This window comes from Mesorhizobium sp. U510 (genome assembly GCF_059180695.1).
In genome coordinates, this window is sequence record NZ_CP180532.1 from 3,399,979 (window position 1) to 3,421,161 (window position 21,183).

Here is a 21,183-nt window from a genome sequence, read left to right on the forward strand (position 1 = left end):
GGGGACTTAGACGGCGAGCCTGCGGGCCGTGGTCTGCGTGCCCGGAAGCGAATCGAGGATCGCCTCATATGGTGCCAGCGTACCCACGGGCCCGACAGCGGTGAGCGTCGGTTTGGTTGAGAACATCCGCGACGACAGGTCTGTCAGCCGCCCCACCGTCAGCGCCGACAGGCGCTCCATCAATTCCTCCTTCGCGATCGGCCTGCCGAATAAAAGCAGTTGCCTTGCGATCTGCGAGGCGCGGCTGGCCGGGCTTTCGGCGGACATGATCAGCCCTGCGCGATACTGCGCGCGCGCGCGGTCGAGTTCTTCCTGCAGGATGTTCTCGCCGGCCTTCTGCAGCTCGTCGATGATGACAGGCACGAGTTCGGCGATGTCGCTCTGGCCCGTCGCGGCGTGGACGCCGAAAATGCCGGTGTCGGAAAAGCCCCAGTGGAAGGCATAGACCGAATAACACAGGCCGCGTTTCTCGCGGACTTCCTGGAACAGGCGCGACGACATGCCGCCGCCGAGGATCATCGACAGCACCTGCGAGGCATAGAAATCGCGCACGTGATAGGCGCGGCCTTCGAAGCCCAGCACGATCTGCGCGTCCATCAGGTCGCGGTCCTCGCGGAAATCGCCGCCGACATATTGCGCATATTGCGGGATGGTGCTGTCGGCCTTGCTGCGGAAGCCGCCGAGCTGCTTCTCCACCTCGCGCACGAAATTGTCGTGCTTGATGTCGCCGGCAGCCACGATCACCATCCGTTCGGCGCCATATTGGCGTTCGATGAAATCGTGCAGCTGCTTGGAGGTGAAGGATTTGACGGTTTCCGGCGTGCCCAGGATCGAGCGGCCGATGGTCTGGTGGCGAAAGGCCGTCTCGGTGAAACGGTCGAAGACGATATCGTCTGGCGTATCGTGGGCGGCGCCGATCTCCTGCAGGATGACGTGCTGCTCGCGCTCGAGTTCCTGCGGGTCGAATTCGGACTCCTGCAGGATGTCGGCGAGGATGTCGACGGCCAGCGGCACGTCGTCGCTGAGCACCCTGGCGTAGTAGGATGTGGTCTCGACACTGGTGGCGGCATTGATCTCGCCGCCGACATCCTCGATTTCCGATGCGATTTCGAAGGCCGTCCGTCGCTTCGTGCCCTTGAACGCCATGTGCTCGAGCAGATGGGCCATGCCATGCTCTTCGTCACGTTCATTGCGGGCACCGGACTTGACCCAGGCACCCAAGGCAACCGATTCGATACTTGGAAGGGTTTCGGTGGCGACTGTCAGGCCGTTCGACAGACGGCTTACCTCAACACCCATATGGTTCGTACTCCCTAACGCGCCGCCCGCGCGCGGCGGCTGACGTAATCTTCCACCATTTTCAGGTCGGATGGAAGTACCGTGTATTTTTCCTCAAATGTCATCAATCCGCCTAGCCATGCGGGCAGGGCCGGCGAGACGCCGCTGGCGGCCTCGACGGCGGCCGGAAATTTGGCCGGGTGCGCTGTGCCCAGCACCACCATCGGCACGGCGCTTGCCGCCTTGCCAGCCGCGACATGCACGGCTGCCGCCGTGTGCGGGTCGAGCAGGTAATTGCTGGCCGCGAGCGTCGAACGGATGGTGGCGGCGACCTCGTCCATGGTGGCGCGGCCGGCGTCGAACTCCGACCGCATCCCATTGATTTCACGGGCTTCAATGGTGAAGGCGCCGGACTGCTTCAGGCCGTCCATGTAGCGTCGCACGGTCGCCGCGTCGCGGTTGGAGGCTTCGAACAGCAGGCGTTCGAAATTCGACGAAACCTGGATGTCCATCGAAGGCGAAGTGGTCGCAAAGACACCCTTGGTGCGGTACTCGCCGGTGGCGAAAGTGCGCGCCAATATGTCGTTGTCGTTGGTGGCGATGACCAGCCGTTCGATCGGCAGGCCCATTTTCTTGGCGGCATAGCCGGCGAAGATATCGCCGAAATTGCCGGTCGGGACGGTGAACGACACCGGTCTGTCCGGCGCGCCGAGCGACAGGGCCGAGGAGAAATAGTAGACGATCTGGGCCATGATGCGCGCCCAGTTGATCGAATTGACCCCCGACAGCGCCACCCGGTCGCGGAAGGCGTGGTCGTTGAACATGTCCTTGAGCAGCCCCTGGCAGTCGTCGAAATTGCCTTCGATCGCTAGCGCATGGACGTTTTCCGCCTTCGACGTCGTCATCTGCCGCTGCTGCACCGGCGAAACGCGGCCATGCGGGAACAGGATGAAGATGTCGGTGCGGCTGCGCCCGGCAAAGGCGTCGATCGCCGCGCCGCCGGTGTCGCCTGACGTGGCGCCGACGATGGTGGCATGCTGGTCGCGTTCGGCAAGCACATGGTCCATCAGCCGGGCGAGCAGCTGCATCGCCACATCCTTGAATGCCAGCGTCGGCCCATGGAAGAGTTCGAGGACAAACGTGTTGGGGCCGGTCTGGACAAGCGGGCAGACCGCCTCGTGACGGAACGTGGCATAGGCTTCGCGCACCAGGCGCTCGAAGACCGGCGCCGGAATTTCGCCGCCAAGGAACGGCGACAGCACGCGGATCGCGAGATCGGGATAGGCAAGGCCACGCATGGCACGGATATCGGAAGCTGAAAACTGCGGCCACTCGCGCGGCACGTAAAGCCCGCCATCGCGTGCCAGCCCCGCCAGCACGGCATCGGAAAATCCAAGCGCGGGTGCTTCCCCGCGCGTACTCACATATTGCATATCTCAGTCCCGTTGCCGCTTGGCTTTTCCGTTCACCACAAGGTGGTTAATTTCTGTGCCGGCTCCAGTCGCATTTTTGCCGCGCCGTTGATATACGTCACCAGCTTTACGAGAGGGAAGTGCAGTTTCATGGCGTTTCGTACATCAAGTGGCCGCTTTTTGGCGGGTCTTGCGCTCACCGGCTTTATGCTCGCCGCCGCCGGCTGCCAATCGGGCGACAATGGCATCCTTAACCTCGGTTTCGGCAAGAAGGACCCGACGGCGCCTCCGCCTCCGCAGGATCCCAAGATTCTGGCCAGCCAGCTGAACGCCTATTGCCCGCGGGTGACGGTGCGCGACGGCACGGCCTTTTTCAACACCTATGCCAACGAGGTCAAGAAGGCCAAGCCGAAGCTCAAGAAGACCGGCGACGCCGCCGCGGATGCCGCGGCGCAGGCCGCGGCTGACGCCGCCGCTGCCACACCGCCTGATGATTCCGCGAGGATCATTTACCAGGCGTCGATTTCCGACGTGACCCGCGATTGCAGCCGTGCCGACGGACAGCTGACGATGAAGATAGCGGTTGCCGGCAAGATCGTGCCGGGAGCGAAGTTTACGCCCGGCACCATCACCATGCCGATCCGCACCGCGGTGATGCACGGCACCGACGTGCTCTATTCGCAGATTCACCAGTACCAGGTCCAGGTCACCGATCCGTCGGTCGCCACCCAGTTCGTCTTCACCGATTCCAATGTCGTCGTGCCGGCACCGACGGCGCAGGATTATCAGGTCTATGCCGGCTATGACGAAACCGCGCCGAAGGCGACGGACAAGCCGAAGAAGACCCACAGGAAGAGGGCCGCGGCGACAAACTAGTCGGGGTCTAGTCCTGATACTTTAAGGGCAACGTGCGTGGCGGCGCACGGTGCTCAGGCGTCGGCCGACCATTCCGAAAGCGCCGCGATCACGCTTTTCAGCTCTGCCCAGCGGCGGATCACCGTTTCGGCGCCGGCCTCGGTCAGCGCGTCGGCATGGCCAGGGTAGCTGTGGCTGGCGCCGGTGAAGCCGATCACCCGCATGCCGGCTGCCTTGGCGCCGGCGACGCCGTGCACGGAATCCTCGATGACGAAAGTGTTGGCTGGGTTCGCGCCGAGTCTTTCCGCCGCGAACAGGAACACGTCCGGCGCGGGTTTGGTCTTTTTGCTCGGTATTTCCAGTGCCGAGAAGATGCGGCCGGCGAAGAAGGTCAGCAGATGCACTTTCTCCAGCATGAATTCTATCCGCTCCGAGCGTGAGTTGGAGCAGATGCAGCGTTGCGCCGTGACCGAGGCGACCGCCTCGCGCACGCCCTCGATGGCACGCACATCGCTGCGCAGTTTGCGGTCGACGAGCTCTTCGGCGCGGTCGATCAGCGACGCCTGGAACGGAATCTTGGACTTCTCCTCGATCCGCATCAGTATGTCCTTGAACGTCAGGCCTGCATAGCTTTCGGCAATCTCCTCGGCCGAGATTTCATATCCGGCGAGCGTTATCAGCTCGGCCTCGACCCGCGCGGCGATGATTTCGGAATCGACGAGCACGCCGTCGCAATCGAAGATGACAAGGTCTGGCTGGGGCATGGTGATCCGGACAAAGAAAGGATGAAGCGGCCAGGAAGGCCTCAGGCGGCGCGGCATACACCAATGGCCCGGCCTTCGCAAACCTGGCAGGCGATCGCGCCGGCCTTCACCGAATATTTACGCTGATCGGTAACCATAACGGGGAGTAAACAGTAACGCGTGCCTTGGGTGTAAAAATGTCTGCCGTGCGTCTTCTCCACGAGTTGTCCCACGCTCCCCAGCAATCCGAATGGCTGGACACGATCCTCAAGGGCGACTGCGTCGCGGCTCTCGACCGCCTGCCCGAAAAGTCGATCGACGTCATCTTCGCCGATCCGCCCTACAATCTGCAGCTCGACGGCGATCTGCACCGGCCCGACCAGTCCAAGGTTGACGCGGTCGACGATCATTGGGACCAGTTCGAGAATTTTGAGGCCTATGACGCCTTCACCCGGGCCTGGCTTTTGGCGGCGCGCCGCGTGCTGAAGCCCAACGGCACCATCTGGGTCATCGGCTCCTATCACAACATCTTCCGGGTCGGCGCCAAGATGCAGGATCTGGGCTTCTGGATCCTCAACGACGTGGTCTGGCGCAAGACCAATCCGATGCCGAATTTCCGTGGCCGCCGTTTTCAGAACGCGCATGAGACGATGATCTGGGCTTCCCGGGACCAGAAGGGCAAGGGCTATACGTTCAACTACGAGGCGCTGAAGGCGTCCAACGACGACATCCAGATGCGCTCCGACTGGCTGTTCCCGATCTGCACCGGCGGCGAGCGGCTGAAGAACGACAATGGCGACAAGCTGCACCCGACGCAGAAGCCGGAAGCGCTGCTCGCCCGCATCATGATGGCCTCGACCAAGCCCGGCGACATCGTGCTCGACCCCTTCTTCGGCTCCGGCACGACAGGTGCGGTCGCCAAGCGTCTTGGTCGCCATTTCGTCGGCATTGAGCGCGAGCAGGCCTATATCGACGCCGCCAACGAGCGTATCGATGCGGTGCGGCCGCTGGAGGATGCTGATCTGACGGTGTTAACCGGCAAGCGCGCCGAGCCGCGCGTCGCCTTCGTCAGCCTTCTCGACACCGGGCTGATGCAGCCGGGCGTCACGCTGTACGACGCCAAGAAGCGCTGGGCGGCCAAGGTGCGCGCCGACGGCACGGTGGCGATCGGCGACAGCGCCGGCTCGATCCACAAGATCGGCGCCGAAGTGCAGGGGCTGGACGCCTGCAATGGCTGGACCTTCTGGCATTATGAGCGCAGCGGCGGGCTGACCCCGATCGACGAACTGCGCCGCATCGCCCGTCTCGGCATGGAGCGGGCAGGGGGCTGACCCCCTGCCGAATTATCGCGTATTGCGTTGAATCAAAATCTCAGCGCATCGCCGCAAGCGATTCAGATCGCGCCTTGATTCCCAAGCGTTCAAGATCTGCTTGAAGCGTCCTGGCATCGGTGAACAGCACGGCTTGCCAGCCCGCGGCCTTGGCGCCGTCGACATTCTTCTGGCTGTCGTCGATGAACAGCGTCGCCGAGGGTTCGAGCCCGAACGCAGCCACGTGATGGTCATAAATGTCACGATCCGGCTTGATCTTGCCGATCTCGCCGGAGATGGTCACCCCGCGTGGCCGATTGAGGAAATCAAAGCGTTCGCGGGCTTCCGCCAAAGTGTCGGAGGCAAAATTGGTCAGCATGGTCACATCATGGCCGCTCTCGATCAGGCCAAGCATGATGGCGACGCTGTCGTCATAGGCATGCGGCACCATGTCGTGCCACTGGCGGCGGAAATTGCGGATGTTTTCCGCATGGGCGGGATAGTCCGCAATCAGCAGCGCCTCCGCCTCTTCCCAGCTCCGGCCGCGATCCTGCTCGATGTTCCAGTCATGCGTGCAGATATTGTCGAAGAACCACTTTCTCTCTTCGGTATCGGGGATGAGGCGGCTGAACGGAATGTTTGGATCGTAGTGGATCAGCACGCGGCCGATGTCGAAAACGATGTGGCGGATCTCGGTCATGAAGCCTCTTTCAATGCGGGCGTTGCTTTTTCGTCGCGCCGGGTATCGCAGCCTCGATTGCCTTTTTCATGACAGTGGGCAGGGCCTCCCCGGAAATCTCGTGGGCGTGCGACCAGAAATGCCCAGCCGGCGCATCACCTTTGATGTGGGCGTGAAAGACTTCGAGCTCGAGCGCGAAATGGGTGAAGACATGCGTGATTGTCCCCGCGCGCCGCCAGTCGCCGGGAAAGGGCGCCGCCGCCTGCGTGGTGGCTCCGTCCACCCGCGCGGTCCAGCCCGTTGTCGGCACCTCGGTCATGCCGCCGAGCAGACCTTTGTCCGGCCGTTTTCGCAGAAGTATGGCCCCGTCCTCGCGCATGGCGACGAAAGCAGCACCGCGTCGCTGCGGCTTGTCGGCTTTGGGCAGCCGCACCGGGAAGTTTTCAGGGTCGCCCGAAACGACGGCACTACAGATCTCGCGCAGCGGGCACAGCATGCAGCGCGGCCGGCGCGGGGTGCAGATCGTGGCGCCGAGATCCATCATCGCCTGGGCGAAATCGCCCGGCCTCGCCGCCGGCACCATGGCCTCGACATGGGCGCGTATCTCGGTCTTGGCTTCGCTGAGCGGCGTGGTGATCGAAAACTGCCTCGATACGACGCGTTCGACATTGCCGTCGACCACGGCAGCGGGGCGGTCGAAAGCGATCGCCGTGATCGCCGCCGAAGTGTAGGCGCCGATGCCGGGCAGGTCTCTCAAACCGGCCTCGGTGTCGGGAAACCGGCCGCCGCGTGCCGCCACCAGATCGGCGCAGGCCTTGAGGTTGCGGGCGCGGGAGTAATAGCCGAGCCCGGCCCAGGCCTTCATCACGTCCTCGGTCGGCGCCGCGGCCAGTGCCTCGACATCGGGCCATTTCTCGACAAAGGCTCGAAAATAGGATTTCACCGCCTCGACTGTGGTCTGCTGCAGCATGACTTCGGACAGCCAGATGCGGTAGGGATCGGGCCGCACGCCGCGTGCATGCTCGCGCGGGCTCACCCGCCACGGCAGCTCGCGATGATGCACGTCGTACCAGGCGAGCAGGCGCGACGCGGTATCGTCCGGCATTGCCTTGCGTGTCTGGGCCTTGCGTGCCTGGGTCTTGCGGGTCTGGTCTGCTGGTGCCATTGATCGTGTATTGGCCTTGCCGGTAATCTGCTGGGGTCGCGGCTGGAGAACGTACATGGCAGGGAGAACGCCCTACGGCAATCCCGTTCCGGTGAGCGATCTTGCCACCAAAATCCTCGACCCGGTGCTGCGCAAACGGGCAGGCATCTCGATTGGTCTTGTCCAGTCCTGGGAAGAGATCGCCGGGCCGCGCCTGGCCAGCCGCTCGCGGCCTGAGAAAATTCAATGGCCACGCCGCCTGCATGAGGACGATCCGTTCGAGCCGGCGGTATTGGTCATTGCCTGCGAAGGCATGGCAGCACTTCATCTGCAGCACGAGACCGGCGAGATCATCAACCGGGTCAACGCTTTCCTCGGCTTTACGGCAATAGGCCGCATCAGGATCGTGCAAAAACCGGTGACGACGGACAAGGGACGGCCTAAACCGACCTTCAGGCCGTTGACGGCGGCGGAGCAGACCAGACTGTCCAGTACGGTCGAACTGATCGAGGATGACGGGCTGCGCGCCTCGCTGGAAAGGCTTGGCGCAACCATTTTGGGTGAAAGGAAGTCAAAAACCCCTTGAAGACAGTCATGGATTTGTCGTCAACATCTCGCATTCGTGATCGCCTTTGTCAGGTTTCACGATTGGATTGGGGATGGAGATGCCTTAATTCGCGCCAACTCTCGCCTTTTCGTGCCTTTGCATTGCAAAATTCAACCCTTGTCAGGTGATTCGTATGAACTGTCCTCCGTTCGGCAAAAGTCTGTCTCGCAGAAACGTCCTGTCTTCGCTGGCCGCCATTCCGGCGGTGGCCCTGCTTGCCGCCTGCAGCGACTCCGGCGAGCAGGCCAAGGCGGCGGATGTGAAGCCCGCGGATCCGGCCGCTCCCGCAAAGCCCGCCACGCCGGCTGCCGCCAAGGTTCCCGAATCCCAGGGCAATGTCGATATGGCAGAACTGTTGAAGCCGGGCGCGCTGCCTGACAAGCAGCTCGGCAAGGATGACGCCAAGGTCACCATCGTCGAATACGCCTCGATGACCTGCCCGCATTGCGCGCATTTCGCCGAAACCACCTTCCCGGACCTGAAGACGAAGTACATCGACACCGGCAAGGCACGCTATATCCTGCGCGAATTCCCGTTCGACCCGAGCGCGGAAGCCGGTTTCATGCTGGCGCGCTGCGCCAAGGACAACTATTTCCCGATGGTGGACGTGCTGTTCAGGCAGCAGGCGAACTGGGTTGGCGTGTCGAACACCAAGGATGCGCTGCTGCAAATCTCGAAGCTCGCCGGTTTTACACAGGAGTCCTTCGAGGCCTGCTTGACGGACCAGAAACTTCTGGACGATGTGAGATCGGTCCAGAAGCGCGGCGCCAATGAATTCAAGGTCGACTCGACACCGACCTTCTTCATCAACGGTAAGACCTACAAAGGGGCGATGTCGATTGAGGAAATGTCGGCCATCATCGACCCTCTGCTCTGACGCTCGCGCAGCGCTGAAGCGGCAGCGCTTCGGCGTGCCCATCCATTTGCCTTGTCGCGGGCTCTATTCGCAAAACCGCGGAACACTTTTGGGGAACCCGCTTGCGGGGCGGCGCGAATGAAGTTTTCGCGCCTTCGCCTCCTCGGTTTCAAGTCCTTCGTCGAGCCCGGCGAGTTCGTCATCGAACGCGGCCTCACGGGTATTGTCGGGCCGAACGGTTGCGGCAAGTCGAACCTTGTCGAGGCGTTGCGCTGGGTGATGGGCGAAAGCTCCTACAAAAACATGCGCGCGTCCGGCATGGACGACGTCATCTTTTCCGGTTCAGGCACGCGGCCCGCCCGCAACACCGCCGAAGTCACGCTTTTCCTCGACAACAGTGATCGTTCGGCGCCCGCTGCGTTCAACGATGCCGACGAGTTGCAGGTGTCGCGCCGCATCGAGCGCGAGGCCGGCTCGCTCTACCGCATCAATGGCAAGGAAGCGCGCGCCAAGGATGTGCAGCTTCTGTTCGCTGATCAGTCGACTGGCGCGCGCTCGCCGTCGATGGTCGGGCAGGGCCGCATCGGTGAACTGATCCAGGCCAAGCCGCAGGCGCGCCGCGCGCTGCTCGAAGAGGCCGCCGGCATTTCCGGCCTGCACACCCGCCGCCACGAGGCGGAACTGCGGCTGAAGGCGGCCGAACAGAATTTGGAACGCCTGGACGACGTCGTCGGCGAGTTGGAAAGCCAGATCGAAAGCCTGAAGCGCCAGGCGCGCCAGGCCTCGCGCTTCAAGAACCTGTCGGCCGATATCCGCAAGGCCGAAGCGACATTGCTGCATCTGCGCTGGACGCTCGCCAAGACACAGGAAGGCGAGGCACGTTCCGCGCTGGCTGTTGCCACGGCACTGGTCGGCGACCGCGCCGCCGCGCAGATGAACGCGGCCAAGGAGCAGGGCATCAGCGCTCATCGCCTGCCCGATCTGCGCGACGCGGAAGCCGCCGCCGCCGCCGCCTTCCAGCGCCTGTCGATCGCCAGGTCGCAGATCGAGGAGGAAGCCGGACGCATTCGCAACCGCCAGGCCGAAATCGAGCGCCGCCTGCAGCAGCTCGACGGCGACATCGCTCGCGAGGAGCGGATGGTGCGCGACAATGCCGATGTCCTCGAACGGCTGCGCACCGAAGAAGCTACCCTGAATTCCGAGAACGCCGGCGCCGCGGAGCGCGAGGCCACCACCCGCGCGGCTTTCGAACAGGCGGCATCGACGCTGGCGCAAAGCGAAGCCAGGCTTGCCGCGCTGACCGCCGAACGGGCCGAGGCCGCCGCTTCGCGCCATCAGATCGAGCGCACGCTGCGCGAAACGGCCGAGCGCCGCGACCGCTTCGCCCGCCAGCTCGCCGAGGTCGACCGCGAATTGTCGGATATCCTCTCCAAGGTCGCCGGCCTGCCGGATCCGGCCGAAAAGCGCGTGCTGGTCGAACAGGCCATGGCGCTGCTGGAAGAATCCGAAGCCGCCGTGGCGCAGGCCGAACAATCGGTCATCGATGCTCGAGCCGCCGAAAGCGCTGCCCGCCCGCCGCTTCAGGACGCCAGGGCCGAACTGGCGCGGATCGAGACCGAAGCACGCACGCTGGCCAAGATCCTCAATGCCGCCAGTGGCGATCTCTTCCCTTCGGTACTGGAGCAAATCAGTGTCGAGCGCGGCTTCGAGACGGCGCTGGGTGCTGCCCTTGGCGAAGACCTCGACGTGCCGCTCGACCGCAGCGCGCCGGCGCATTGGGGCGAAAGCCAGATCCAGCCGGGCGACGCGGCACTGCCGGAAGGCATCAAGAGCCTGGCCAGCGTGGTTCGCGCCCCGGCGCAGCTTGCCCGCCGCCTGGCGCAGATCGGCATCGTCGAGGCCGCTGACGGCCGCCGGCTCCAGGCGCTGCTTGCGCCCGGCCAGAGACTGGTCAGCCGTGAAGGCGCGCTCTGGCGCTGGGACGGCCTGACCGCCAGCGCCGATGCGCCGACGGCGGCCGCACAAAGGCTGGCGCAGAAGAACCGGCTTGCCGAACTTGATGCCGAAGCAGTGCAAGCGACACTTGTGCTGCGCCAGGCTGAGGATGCGCTAGCACGGGCCGAGCAGGCGCTTCGCCAGGCAAGCGAGGCCGAACGCAACACGCGCCAGGCTGGACGCGACGCTCAGCACCGGCTGGATGCGGCCCGCAATGCGCTGGCCGAGGCCGAAAAGGCCGGCGGCGAGCTGGCGAGCCGGCGCGCGGCACTCGATGAGGCGCGCGCGCGCATCGTCGACAGCCATGAGGAAACCTCGGCGGCCTTCGTCGAGGCCGAAATGCTGCTGCAGGACGCGCCCGATCTCGGCGACCTGCAATTGCAGCTTGAACAGTCCTCGGCCAATGTCTCCCGCGACCGCGCCACGCTTGCCGACGCGCGGGCCGTCCATGAAGGGCTGCGGCGCGAGGCCGAGGCGCGGACGCGCCGGCTCGATGCCATCGGTGCCGAGCGCAGCAACTGGCTGGTACGCGCCGAAAACGCCTCGACCCAGATCGCCTCGCTCGGCGAGCGCAAGGCCGAGGCCGAGGCCGAGCGCGAACGGCTGGCCGATGCGCCCGATGAGATCGATGCCAAGCGGCGCGCGCTGCTGTCGCAGCTCACCGAGGCCGAGACCTTGCGCAAGGCGGCCGCCGACCGGCTGCAGGAAGCGGAAAACCGGCAGGCCGAACTGGACAAGGGAGCCACATCGGCCATCCAGTCGCTGGCCGAGGCGCGTGAGACCCGTGCCCGCGCCGAGGAAAGGCTGACGGCGGCCGACGAGCGCCGGCTCGAGGTCGAGGCGCGTATCCAGGAAACGCTGAACACGCCGCCGCATCTGGTCATCCGCCATACCGGCCTGGAAGCCGACGACCCGATCCCCGAAATGGCCGAGATAGAACGCCAGCTTGACCGGTTGAAGATCGAGCGCGAACGGCTCGGCGCCGTCAATCTGCGCGCCGAGGAAGAACAGAAGGAGCTCTCCGACCGGCTCGAAGCGATCGTTACCGAGCGCGAGGATATCATCGAGGCGATCCGCAAGCTGCGGCAGGCGATCCAGAGCCTCAACCGCGAAGGCCGCGAGCGGCTGCTCGCCGCCTTCGATGTGGTCAACAACCACTTCCAGCGGCTGTTCTCGCATCTGTTCGGCGGCGGCACGGCGGAATTGCAGCTGATCGAGTCCGACGATCCGCTCGAGGCAGGGCTTGAAATCCTTGCCCGCCCGCCCGGCAAGAAGCCGCAGACCATGACGCTGCTGTCCGGTGGCGAGCAGGCGCTGACGGCGATGTCGCTGATCTTCGCCGTCTTCCTGACCAACCCGGCGCCGATCTGCGTGCTCGACGAAGTCGACGCGCCGCTCGACGATCACAATGTCGAGCGCTTCTGCAATCTCATGGACGAGATGGCCAAGACCACCGAGACGCGCTTCGTCATCATCACCCACAATCCGATCACCATGGCACGCATGGACCGGCTGTTTGGCGTGACCATGGCCGAGCAGGGCGTCAGCCAGCTCGTTTCCGTCGACCTTCAGGCCGCCGAGGCGATGCGCGAGGCGAGCTGAAGCGTTCGGATTGGCGGCTCCGGCCAGCAGAGCAGGGTGCGGTTGGCTATCAGCCTTTGCGGCGCATGACCCAATTTACACACAGCGCGACCACGAGGCCGCCCGCAATGCCGATGCAATCGGCAACCCAGTCGAACATGTCGAGATCGCGGTCTATCAGCGTCGTGCCCTGAAGGACTTCGATGGCGGCCCCGACCAGCGCCAGGAAAATGACCAGCGTGACTATGCGCCTGGGCCAGCCAAGAGCTCCAAGAGCAGCCAAGGTGGCGAATGCGCTGGCGTGATTGACCCTGTCATTTTCGAAACCGATATCGAACCCGAATTCCTGAAGCTCGGGCACTGGCAGTAGTGCGAGGGCCAGAACCGCAACGAGCGTGACGATAAAGGCGGTCGATATGGCCACCGAATAAAAGTTCATCTGCTCCAACAATCTTCGAAGAGAGCTGACATCGGTCCGAGGCCTTGAGCCGCAGGACGATCCAGGCCAAGCACGGATCAGGCCGCGGCGCAACCATCCGGTGGCAATGGGATGGCTGGGGCGCCAGGATTCGAACCTGGGAATGTCGGTACCAAAAACCGATGCCTTACCACTTGGCGACGCCCCAATAGCCGTCAGAGTCGCTTGTGCGGCGCGTTATTAGCAGAGCAGCCGAAAAGCACAATGGTTATGAGCGATGGCAGGAACGCCCAAATCGAGCAATCCACAAATGCCACCGGATCCCATTCGGGAAGGCTATTTTCCCCAGACAGCCAGCTCGTTGCCGGCCGGATCGACGAAGTGGAAGCGCCGGCCGCCGGGAAACGGGAAGATCGGCTTGATGATCGTGCCGCCTGCACTTTCGACCGCGCCGAGGGTTTCCTCGAGGTCGTCGCTATAGAGCACTGGCAGTGGCTGGGCAGGTGCTTCCGCGGTATCCGCCTGAAAACCGCCATCCAGACCCTCGGCAAAGGCCGAATAGGTCGGCCCGTAGTCGGTGAACGACCAGGCAAAGGCGGCACTGTAGAAAGCCTTCAACCGGTCCAGCGTGCCGCCGGTCGCCGGCATTTCCAGATAGTCGAGCTTTCCAGTCAGTTTCATGGGGCACCTTTTTGTTCCCTTTATGTTCTAGTCATCAAGTGGTGAGGTGGCAAGTCTTTTTGACGCATGCCGAAGCGAGGCTTTTCTTAATCGATTGTAGCGGCGGGACGGCTCTGCCGGCGCTTGCCTTTCGCACTGCAGCATCATATCGCTCCAAAGTCGGACCAGGGTGGAACTTTCCGTTTCGCCAATCTTTCCAATCTCCTGCAACCGGAGAGCAAAGCATGACCAAATGGGTTTTCACCTTTGGCGATGGTGCGGCGGAAGGCCGTGCCGGCGACAAGAATCTGCTGGGCGGCAAGGGAGCCAACCTTGCCGAGATGTGCAGCCTGGGCCTGCCGGTGCCGCCAGGCTTCACCATCACCACCGAGGTCTGCAATGCCTATTATGCCAATGGCCGCGCCTATCCGGCGGGGCTGGAAGGCGATGTCGCGGTCGCGCTCGATCACATCGGCCGGCTGACCGGCCGCCGGTTCGGCGATCCTTCGAAGCTGCTGCTGGTGTCGGTGCGCTCCGGAGCTCGCGCCTCGATGCCGGGCATGATGGACACCGTGCTCAATCTTGGCCTCAACGACGAAACGGTCGAGGCGCTGGCCACCGATTCCGGCGATGCGCGCTTTGCCTATGACAGCTACCGCCGCTTCATCCAGATGTATTCCGATGTCGTCATGGGCCTCGATCACGAGGTGTTCGAGGAAATCCTCGAAGACCAGAAGGCAAGCCTCGGCCATGAGCTCGACACCGAACTGACGGCCATCGAATGGCAAGGCGTCATCGCGCTCTACAAGGCCAAGGTCGAGGAAGAGCTCGGCAGGCCGTTCCCGCAGGATCCGCAGGAGCAGCTCTGGGGCGCCATCGGCGCGGTGTTCTCGAGCTGGATGAACAACCGCGCCATCACCTACCGTCGCCTGCACGACATCCCCGAAAGCTGGGGCACGGCGGTCAACGTCCAGGCCATGGTGTTCGGCAATATGGGCGAGACCTCGGCCACCGGCGTCGCCTTCACGCGCAACCCGTCGACCGGCGAAAAGCAGCTCTATGGCGAATTCCTGGTGAACGCACAGGGTGAGGATGTCGTCGCCGGCATCCGCACGCCGCAGAACATCACCGAAGCCGCCCGCATCGCAGCCGGTTCCGACAAGCCGTCGCTGCAGAAGCTGATGCCGGACGCCTTCCAATCCTTCGTCACCATTTCCGACAGCCTGGAAAAGCACTATCGCGACATGCAGGACCTCGAATTCACCATCGAGCGCGGCAAGCTGTGGATGTTGCAGACCCGCTCGGGCAAGCGCACCGCCAAGGCGGCGCTGAAGATTGCCGTCGAAATGGCAAGGGACGGCCTGATCACTGAGGAGGAAGCCGTCGCCCGCATCGATCCGGCCTCGCTCGACCAATTGCTGCACCCGACCATCGACCCGAAGGCCGCGCGCGACGTCATCGGCGTCGGCCTGCCAGCCTCGCCGGGCGCTGCCACCGGCGAGATCGTCTTTTCCTCCGGCGATGCCGAGGATCTCAAGGCCCAGGGCCGCAAGGCGATCCTGGTGCGCATCGAGACCAGCCCCGAGGACATCCACGGCATGCACGCCGCGGAAGGTATCCTGACCACGCGCGGAGGCATGACCAGCCATGCCGCCGTCGTCGCGCGCGGCATGGGCAAGCCTTGCGTGTCTGGCGCCGGCTCGCTGCGCGTCGACTACAAGGCCGGCACGCTGCTCTCGATGGGGCAGACCTTCCGCAAGGGCGACATCATCACCATCGACGGCGGCAACGGCCAGGTGCTGAAGGGCGCCGTGGCGATGCTGCAGCCCGAACTGTCCGGTGATTTTGCCGCCATCATGGAATGGGCGGACGCCGTGCGCCGCATGAAGGTGCGCACCAATGCCGAAACCCCGCTCGATGCCCGCATGGCGCGTTCTTTCGGCGCTGAAGGCATCGGTCTCTGCCGCACCGAGCACATGTTCTTCGACGGCGCCCGCATCGTCGCCATGCGCGAGATGATCCTGGCCGACACCGAAAAGGATCGGCGCGCCGCCCTTGCCAAGCTTCTGCCCATGCAGCGCTCGGATTTCCTGGAATTGTTCGAGATCATGGCCGGCCTGCCGGTGACAATACGCTTGCTCGATCCGCCGCTGCATGAATTCCTGCCCAAGACCGAGGCCGAAATCGCCGAGGTCGCGGCCGTCATGAATGTGTCGCCCGACAAGCTCAGGCAGCGCACCGAGGCCTTGCACGAATTCAATCCGATGCTCGGCCATCGCGGCTGCCGGCTGGCCGTCTCCTATCCCGAGATCGCCGAGATGCAGGCACGCGCCATTTTCGAGGCCGCCGTCGAGGCCGGCCAGAAGGCCGGCGCGCTGGTCGTCCCCGAAATCATGGTGCCGCTGGTCGGCCTGGTGAAGGAGCTCGACTATGTGAAGGCGCGCATCGATGCGGTCGCCAAGAGCGTCATGGAGGAGAGCGGCGTCAAGATCGACTACCTCACCGGCACGATGATCGAACTGCCGCGCGCGGCGATCCGCGCCCATGTCATCGCCGCTACAGCCGAGTTCTTCTCCTTCGGCACCAATGACCTCACCCAGACCACGTTCGGCATCTCGCGCGACGATGCGGCCTCGTTCCTAGAGACCTACCGCCAGAAAGGCATCATCGAGCAGGATCCATTCGTCTCGCTCGACATCGACGGCGTTGGGGAATTGGTGCGCATGGCCGCGCAAAAGGGCAGGGCGACGCGCCCCGACATCAAGCTCGGCATCTGCGGCGAACATGGCGGCGACCCGGCATCGATCCGCTTCTGCGAGGAGGTCGGGCTCGACTATGTGTCGTGCTCGCCCTATCGCGTGCCGATCGCCAGGCTGGCGGCCGCGCAGGCCGCGGTACAGGTGGCGAAAGCGGGGCGCGGATAGGGAGATCAAGGCATTGCGTAATCGCACCGAGATGAAGCGGCAACGCGCTGTCTGAAGGGCAACGGCTCGTCAGGCTGCCGAAATGGCGCGTGCACCAGGGCAGTCAAATTGCCGCGCCATGCATTTTTCTGCTATCCATCGTCCGATTTCCGCCTTCATGCGGGTCTTTGGATGCCGGCTTGAAATCGCCAATCAGGAATTCGGTTTGATGCGTCTGCTGCAAAGACATCTCTGCATGATCGCCATGTCGTTGGTGGCTGTATCCAGCGCCCATGCCGCGACGCTGGTCGAGCCCACGCTGCACATCAAGCCCGCGGCGAGCGGAGCGGGCCGCGTTGCGCTCACGCTCGATGCTTGCGACGGACGGACCGACACACGCATTCTCTCGGCCCTGGTGGAAAACAAGATCCCCGCCACGATTTTCGTCACCGGCATCTGGCTGAAGCGCAATGCCGCGGCCGTCGAGATCATGCGGGCGCATCCAGACCTTTTCGAACTGGAAAATCACGGCGGCCGCCACATTCCGGCGGTCGACACGCCACAGAAGATCTATGGCATAAAGAGCGCCGGCAGCCCGGATGCCGTGCTGGCCGAAGTCGAGTCGGGGGCCGCGGCACTCGCCAGGACCGGCGAGCCGACGCCCAAATGGTTCCGCGGTGCAACTGCCGAATACAGCCCCTCGGCGATCGCGATGATCCGCAAGCTCGGCTTCAAGATTGCCGGCTTCTCGATCAATGGCGATGGCGGTTCGCTGCTCGGCGCCAAGGAAACCGCCAAGCGCATCGCCGCGGCCAAGGACGGCGACGTCATCATCTCACACATCAACCAGCCGACCCACGCCGCCGGCCAGGGCGTGGTGCAAGGCCTGCTGGCGCTGAAAGCCAAAGGCATGATCTTCGTGCGCCTCGACGATGCCGACGGCACAGGCAATCACGGCACCACGGACTAATTCCGCAGGACGAGCTGGAACTGACCCCTACTCAACCCGGCGTGGCTTCGATTGTCACCTTGCTGGCGTAGAAAGCACCGTGGTCGCGGATTTCGGTCATTTCGTCGAAAGGCCGCTCATAGGCCCACATCGCGTTCTGACCGGCTTCGCCGGCAGGCAGCACGCTCCAATAGCTGGCATCGCCCTTGTAAGGGCAATGGGTCGAGTGTTCGGTGCCGCTCAGCCTGTCGAAATCGATGTCGGCGAACGGAATGTAGAAGACGGCGGGATAGGGCGCTTCGCTCAGGACCTTGGCCTTCGTGGACGACGCGATGACCGTATCGCCAGCGCGCACCGTGACGGTGCCGACATAGGGTTCGATGGTGATGATCTTGTCGGGGTTGCGCTGGAAGCCGGGTGCCGGGTTGGCGATCTTGTCCATGCTGGTTCTCCTTGCGTGGCCCCTTAAAGTGTGGCGGGCACAGCTGTTGCGCAAGGTGGGTTCACATCACGAAAACAGGCGCGCCAATCACCAAGGCGTGGCGCTGCAGCGCTTCGAGTGGCAGCCGTGGCTCAGGCGGCGGTCTTGAATGCGTCCATCAGTCCGGCATAGGCGGCCGCGATGCCCGCAACCGGGTTGCTGCTCCTGGAAACGGTCTCGACCTTCAGCGAGCCGCCGCCGGTCGGCAAGGTGAGCAGCAGGAACTGGCGATTGCCTCCAGCGCCGACGGATGCGGCCGCGACGTGCTGGCCTTCCCCCTCGTTCTGGACGCACATCTTGAACAGGAGCGTGCCGCCGACCGCTTCGAGCGCGCCGCCGACAACTTCAACAAATTCGTCTTCGGAAACAGTCTTTTCGTCCGGCACCAGATCGGCCAGGCTTTCGGCAAGTGTGCTCTCAAGGGCTTTGTCGTCGAGCTGCGTGTCCATGCGAACCTCTTTCAGTCGCCAATCGCCCCCTTTACCCGTTAACGAAGCTTAACGCCGACGATGGCCGGATTGTGGCGGATTTCCCAGTCAATTCGTGGGATAGGACACCGTAGCGCCTGCAGTGTTTTCGACCCTCCTGCCATCGCGGTGGCACGAATGCCCAGCAGTCCAAAATCCAAAACATGTCAAAATTCAACTGCTTGCCGTTGCGGCACGGACCCTGAAATTCGTGTGCCGCGCGAGCGGGTGACTGGACAATCCGCCGGTTCGCTTCACAATGCGCCAAAGCTACGACGCAAAATGCGCGAGGGAGGAGGAACCGGATGCTGGGGCTGATGCAGGAATGGCCGCTGCTGTGCCACAAGCTTATCGACAACGCCGAACGGCAACATGGGGTGCGCGAGATCGTATCGCGCTCGATCGAGGGGCCGATCGTGCGCACCACCTACGCCGACATCCATCGTCGTTCTCTCAAGGTCGCCCAGCGGCTGGAGCGGGACGGCTATGGCTTGGGCGACCGTATCGCCACGCTGGCCTGGAACACGGCGCGCCACCTCGAGGCCTGGTACGGCATCATGGGCGTCGGCGCGATCTATCACACGCTCAATCCGCGCCTGTTTCCCGAGCAGATCGTCTGGATCATGAACCATGCCGAGGACAAGGCGGTCTTCGTCGACCTCACCTTCATTCCTTTGCTGGAAAAGATCGCCGGTGCCGTCAAATCGCTGAAGAAGGTGATCGTGCTGACCGACAAGGCGCACATGCCACAGACGACCTTGCCCAATGCCGTCGCCTATGAGGACTGGCTTGACGAGGCCGATGGCGACTTCGCCTGGAAGGCCTTCGACGAAGGCACCGCCGCCGGCATGTGCTACACATCAGGCACCACAGGCGATCCCAAGGGCGTCGTCTACAGCCACCGCTCTAACGTGCTGCACGCCATGATCGCCGCCATGCCCGACGCGATGGGCCTGTCGTCGCGCGACACGATCCTGCCGGTTGTGCCGATGTTCCACGCCAATGCCTGGGGCCTTGGCCAGAGCGGGCCGATGATCGGCGCCAAGCTGGTCATGCCCGGCTGCAAGATGGACGGCGCCTCGATCTATGAGTTGCTCGACACCGAGAAGGTAACCTTCAGCGCCGCCGTACCGACCGTCTGGATGATGCTGCTGCAATATCTGGAGGAGACCGGCAAGAAGCTTCCCTATCTCAACAAGGTCGTCATCGGCGGTTCTGCCTGTCCACGCGCGATCATGACGAAGTTCCATGACGATTACGGTGTCGAGGTCATCCATGCCTGGGGCATGACTGAAATGTCGCCGCTCGGCACGCTGTGTACCTTGAAGCCGGAATATACCGCTCTCCAGGGCGAGGCTCGGCTTGATATCAAGCAAAAGCAGGGCTACCCGCCCTTCGGCGTCGAAATGAAGGTGACCGATGACGAGAACAATGCGCAACCCTGGGATGGCAAGACCTTTGGCCGCCTGAAAGTGCGCGGCCCGGCCGTCGCTCGCGCCTATTATGGTGGCGCCGGGGCGGAGCAATTCGATGAGGACGGCTGGTTCGATACCGGAGATGTCGCTCACATCGACGCCGGCGGCTACATGCAGATCACCGATCGTGCCAAGGACGTCATCAAGTCCGGCGGCGAATGGATTTCGACCATCGATCTCGAGAATCTGGCCGTCGGCCACCCGGACGTGGCGGAAGCTGCGGCGATCGGCGTCCATCATTCGAAATGGGGCGAGCGGCCCTTGCTGGTCGTCGTTGCTAAGCCCGGCAAGGAGCCGACCAAGGCGGATATTCTCCACTTCATGGATGGCAAGGTGGCCAAGTGGTGGATGCCCGACGATGTCGCCTTCGTCGGCGAAATACCGCATACCGCCACCGGCAAGATCCAGAAGATCACCTTGCGCCAGCAGTTCAGGGACTACCGCTTGCCGACGGATTGAGGGGATGTTGCGTGTTTCGGCTTCAAGCCGCCGCGAAAAGGCACTAAACCTCCGTCCGGGTTGGGGCAACGCAGAGAACCATGGTTAGCATTCCCGAACGGCGAACGTCGAAGGCTGCCGGCTGGTCGCGGCGCACGGCCGCGTTTTCAGCGGTGCTTTTGCTGACCGACTTCGCCGGCCACCGCTTCGATCTCGTCGAGACGCCGGTGTTCCTGTGGGTGCTCGGCATCGTCGCGCTGCTCGCGGCGCTGGCGCTGCTGTTCGCCGCCTTTGCCTTTTCGAGACTATGGAAATTCGGCGATCGCGGCGGCCGCGACCTGACCGTCGGCGCCTTGCTGGCACTGCTGGTGCTGGTCCCCTATGGCGTTGCCGCCTACTGGGCGACGATCTATCCGCCGCTCAGGGACATTTCGACCGATTTCGATGAGCCGCCCGCGCTCGACGTCAGCGAGCGGACAAAGGACATGAATGTGCTGTCCCCATCGACGCCGGGCGAACAGAGGCTGCAGGCCGACAGCTATCCATTGGTCACCGCGCGCAGCTACGACCTGCCATTCGAGACCATCGTCAATGCCGTCGAAACCGTGCTCGACCGGCGCAGCTGGGATCTTTCCGAACCCTATCCCGACCTTGCCGGGCAAAGCGACGTGACCATCACCGCTGTCGCGAAGGGTTTCGTGCTCGGCCTTCCGGCCGATGTGGCGATCCGCGTGACGGACGATGGCGATAGCGTGATCGTCGACATGCGGTCGGCCTCGCGTTACGGCCGCTACGACCTTGGTGACAATGCCGCGCGCATCACCGATTTCCTGGCGGAACTGGATCAGGAAGTCGCCGGCCAGGTCGGAGCGGCTCCGGCCGAATAGGCATTTTCCCACGGATCCAGCGCCTTCGGGAGCCCCCCGGGGAGG

The 21,183-nt window shown here is 63.6% G+C and carries 18 protein-coding genes and 1 tRNA gene; 9 read left to right on the forward strand and 10 right to left on the reverse strand.

Going from position 1 to position 21,183, the window contains the following annotated elements:
* Positions 1–6: 6 nt before the first annotated feature.
* Together ACLGL5_RS17920 and thrC are read right to left on the reverse strand one after the other, a co-directional pair.
* A complete protein-coding gene (locus ACLGL5_RS17920; RefSeq protein ID WP_038645432.1) occupies positions 7–1,299 on the reverse strand; it encodes a M16 family metallopeptidase in 1,293 nt (430 codons plus the stop codon).
* 14 nt (positions 1,300–1,313) lie between these two features.
* Positions 1,314–2,711, reverse strand: coding sequence for a threonine synthase (gene thrC, locus ACLGL5_RS17925; RefSeq protein ID WP_019857007.1), 1,398 nt, complete (start codon positions 2,709–2,711; stop codon positions 1,314–1,316).
* Positions 2,712–2,840: 129 nt separating this feature from the next.
* Here thrC and ACLGL5_RS17930 point away from each other — a divergent pair, with 129 nt between their 5' ends.
* Positions 2,841–3,566, forward strand: a complete 726-nt coding sequence (locus ACLGL5_RS17930) for a hypothetical protein (protein ID WP_027046620.1) — start codon at positions 2,841–2,843, stop codon at positions 3,564–3,566.
* Positions 3,567–3,619: 53 nt separating this feature from the next.
* On the opposite strand, the gene ACLGL5_RS17935 is transcribed toward ACLGL5_RS17930, so the two are convergent.
* Positions 3,620–4,309 carry an HAD family hydrolase gene (locus ACLGL5_RS17935; RefSeq protein WP_027046621.1) on the reverse strand — a complete coding sequence of 230 codons (690 nt, stop codon included), beginning with the start codon at positions 4,307–4,309 and terminating at the stop codon, positions 3,620–3,622.
* A 176-nt stretch (positions 4,310–4,485) separates the two neighbouring features.
* Between ACLGL5_RS17935 and ACLGL5_RS17940 the strand changes: the two genes are divergently transcribed.
* Entirely contained in the window at positions 4,486–5,619 is a 1,134-nt protein-coding gene (locus ACLGL5_RS17940; protein WP_019857009.1) for a site-specific DNA-methyltransferase, read from the forward strand.
* Positions 5,620–5,659: 40 nt separating this feature from the next.
* Here the strand turns inward: ACLGL5_RS17940 and ACLGL5_RS17945 are convergent, their stop codons facing one another.
* A complete protein-coding gene (locus ACLGL5_RS17945; RefSeq protein ID WP_069091688.1) occupies positions 5,660–6,298 on the reverse strand; it encodes an HAD family hydrolase in 639 nt (212 codons plus the stop codon).
* Between the two features lie 10 nt (positions 6,299–6,308).
* Entirely contained in the window at positions 6,309–7,442 is a 1,134-nt protein-coding gene (mutY, locus tag ACLGL5_RS17950; protein ID WP_083246677.1) for an A/G-specific adenine glycosylase, read from the reverse strand.
* 55 nt (positions 7,443–7,497) lie between these two features.
* On the opposite strand from mutY, the gene ACLGL5_RS17955 reads away from it, so the two are divergent.
* From ACLGL5_RS17955 to smc, 3 genes are all read left to right on the forward strand, one after another.
* Positions 7,498–8,007, forward strand: a complete 510-nt coding sequence (locus ACLGL5_RS17955; protein WP_019857012.1) for a DUF721 domain-containing protein — start codon at positions 7,498–7,500, stop codon at positions 8,005–8,007.
* 154 nt (positions 8,008–8,161) lie between these two features.
* The gene (locus ACLGL5_RS17960) at positions 8,162–8,905 is read left to right on the forward strand and encodes a DsbA family protein (protein ID WP_069091690.1); all 744 of its coding nucleotides are present in this window, start codon (positions 8,162–8,164) and stop codon (positions 8,903–8,905) included.
* 117 nt (positions 8,906–9,022) lie between these two features.
* Positions 9,023–12,481 carry a chromosome segregation protein SMC gene (gene smc, locus ACLGL5_RS17965; protein ID WP_069091691.1) on the forward strand — a complete coding sequence of 1,153 codons (3,459 nt, stop codon included), beginning with the start codon at positions 9,023–9,025 and terminating at the stop codon, positions 12,479–12,481.
* 49 nt (positions 12,482–12,530) lie between these two features.
* Here the strand turns inward: smc and ACLGL5_RS17970 are convergent, their stop codons facing one another.
* The 3 genes from ACLGL5_RS17970 to ACLGL5_RS17980 all read right to left on the reverse strand — a co-directional run bounded on the left by ACLGL5_RS17970 (position 12,531) and on the right by ACLGL5_RS17980 (position 13,559).
* Positions 12,531–12,899: a VanZ family protein gene (locus ACLGL5_RS17970; protein ID WP_069091692.1), complete on the reverse strand. Its 369-nt coding sequence runs from the start codon at positions 12,897–12,899 to the stop codon at positions 12,531–12,533.
* Positions 12,900–13,011: 112 nt separating this feature from the next.
* A tRNA-Gln gene (locus ACLGL5_RS17975) sits at positions 13,012–13,086 on the reverse strand.
* A gap of 128 nt (positions 13,087–13,214) precedes the next feature.
* Positions 13,215–13,559: a VOC family protein gene (locus tag ACLGL5_RS17980; protein ID WP_038645446.1), complete on the reverse strand. Its 345-nt coding sequence runs from the start codon at positions 13,557–13,559 to the stop codon at positions 13,215–13,217.
* 224 nt (positions 13,560–13,783) lie between these two features.
* On the opposite strand from ACLGL5_RS17980, the gene ppdK reads away from it, so the two are divergent.
* Together ppdK and ACLGL5_RS17990 are read left to right on the forward strand one after the other, a co-directional pair.
* Positions 13,784–16,462 (forward strand): pyruvate, phosphate dikinase, encoded by a 2,679-nt coding sequence (ppdK, locus tag ACLGL5_RS17985; RefSeq protein ID WP_069091693.1) that lies wholly within the window; start codon positions 13,784–13,786, stop codon positions 16,460–16,462.
* Between the two features lie 208 nt (positions 16,463–16,670).
* Positions 16,671–17,411, forward strand: coding sequence for a polysaccharide deacetylase family protein (locus tag ACLGL5_RS17990; protein WP_027046625.1), 741 nt, complete (start codon positions 16,671–16,673; stop codon positions 17,409–17,411).
* 31 nt (positions 17,412–17,442) lie between these two features.
* Here ACLGL5_RS17990 and ACLGL5_RS17995 read toward each other — a convergent pair whose 3' ends face one another.
* Entirely contained in the window at positions 17,443–17,832 is a 390-nt protein-coding gene (locus tag ACLGL5_RS17995; RefSeq protein WP_019857019.1) for a DUF427 domain-containing protein, read from the reverse strand.
* Positions 17,833–17,963: 131 nt separating this feature from the next.
* Entirely contained in the window at positions 17,964–18,320 is a 357-nt protein-coding gene (locus ACLGL5_RS18000; RefSeq protein WP_010914922.1) for a hypothetical protein, read from the reverse strand.
* Positions 18,321–18,643: 323 nt separating this feature from the next.
* Here ACLGL5_RS18000 and ACLGL5_RS18005 point away from each other — a divergent pair, with 323 nt between their 5' ends.
* Both ACLGL5_RS18005 and ACLGL5_RS18010 read left to right on the forward strand, forming a co-directional pair.
* A complete protein-coding gene (locus ACLGL5_RS18005) occupies positions 18,644–20,272 on the forward strand; it encodes a fatty-acid--CoA ligase (RefSeq protein WP_019857020.1) in 1,629 nt (542 codons plus the stop codon).
* Between the two features lie 80 nt (positions 20,273–20,352).
* The gene (locus ACLGL5_RS18010; protein WP_019857021.1) at positions 20,353–21,138 is read left to right on the forward strand and encodes a DUF1499 domain-containing protein; all 786 of its coding nucleotides are present in this window, start codon (positions 20,353–20,355) and stop codon (positions 21,136–21,138) included.
* Positions 21,139–21,183: the final 45 nt, after the last annotated feature.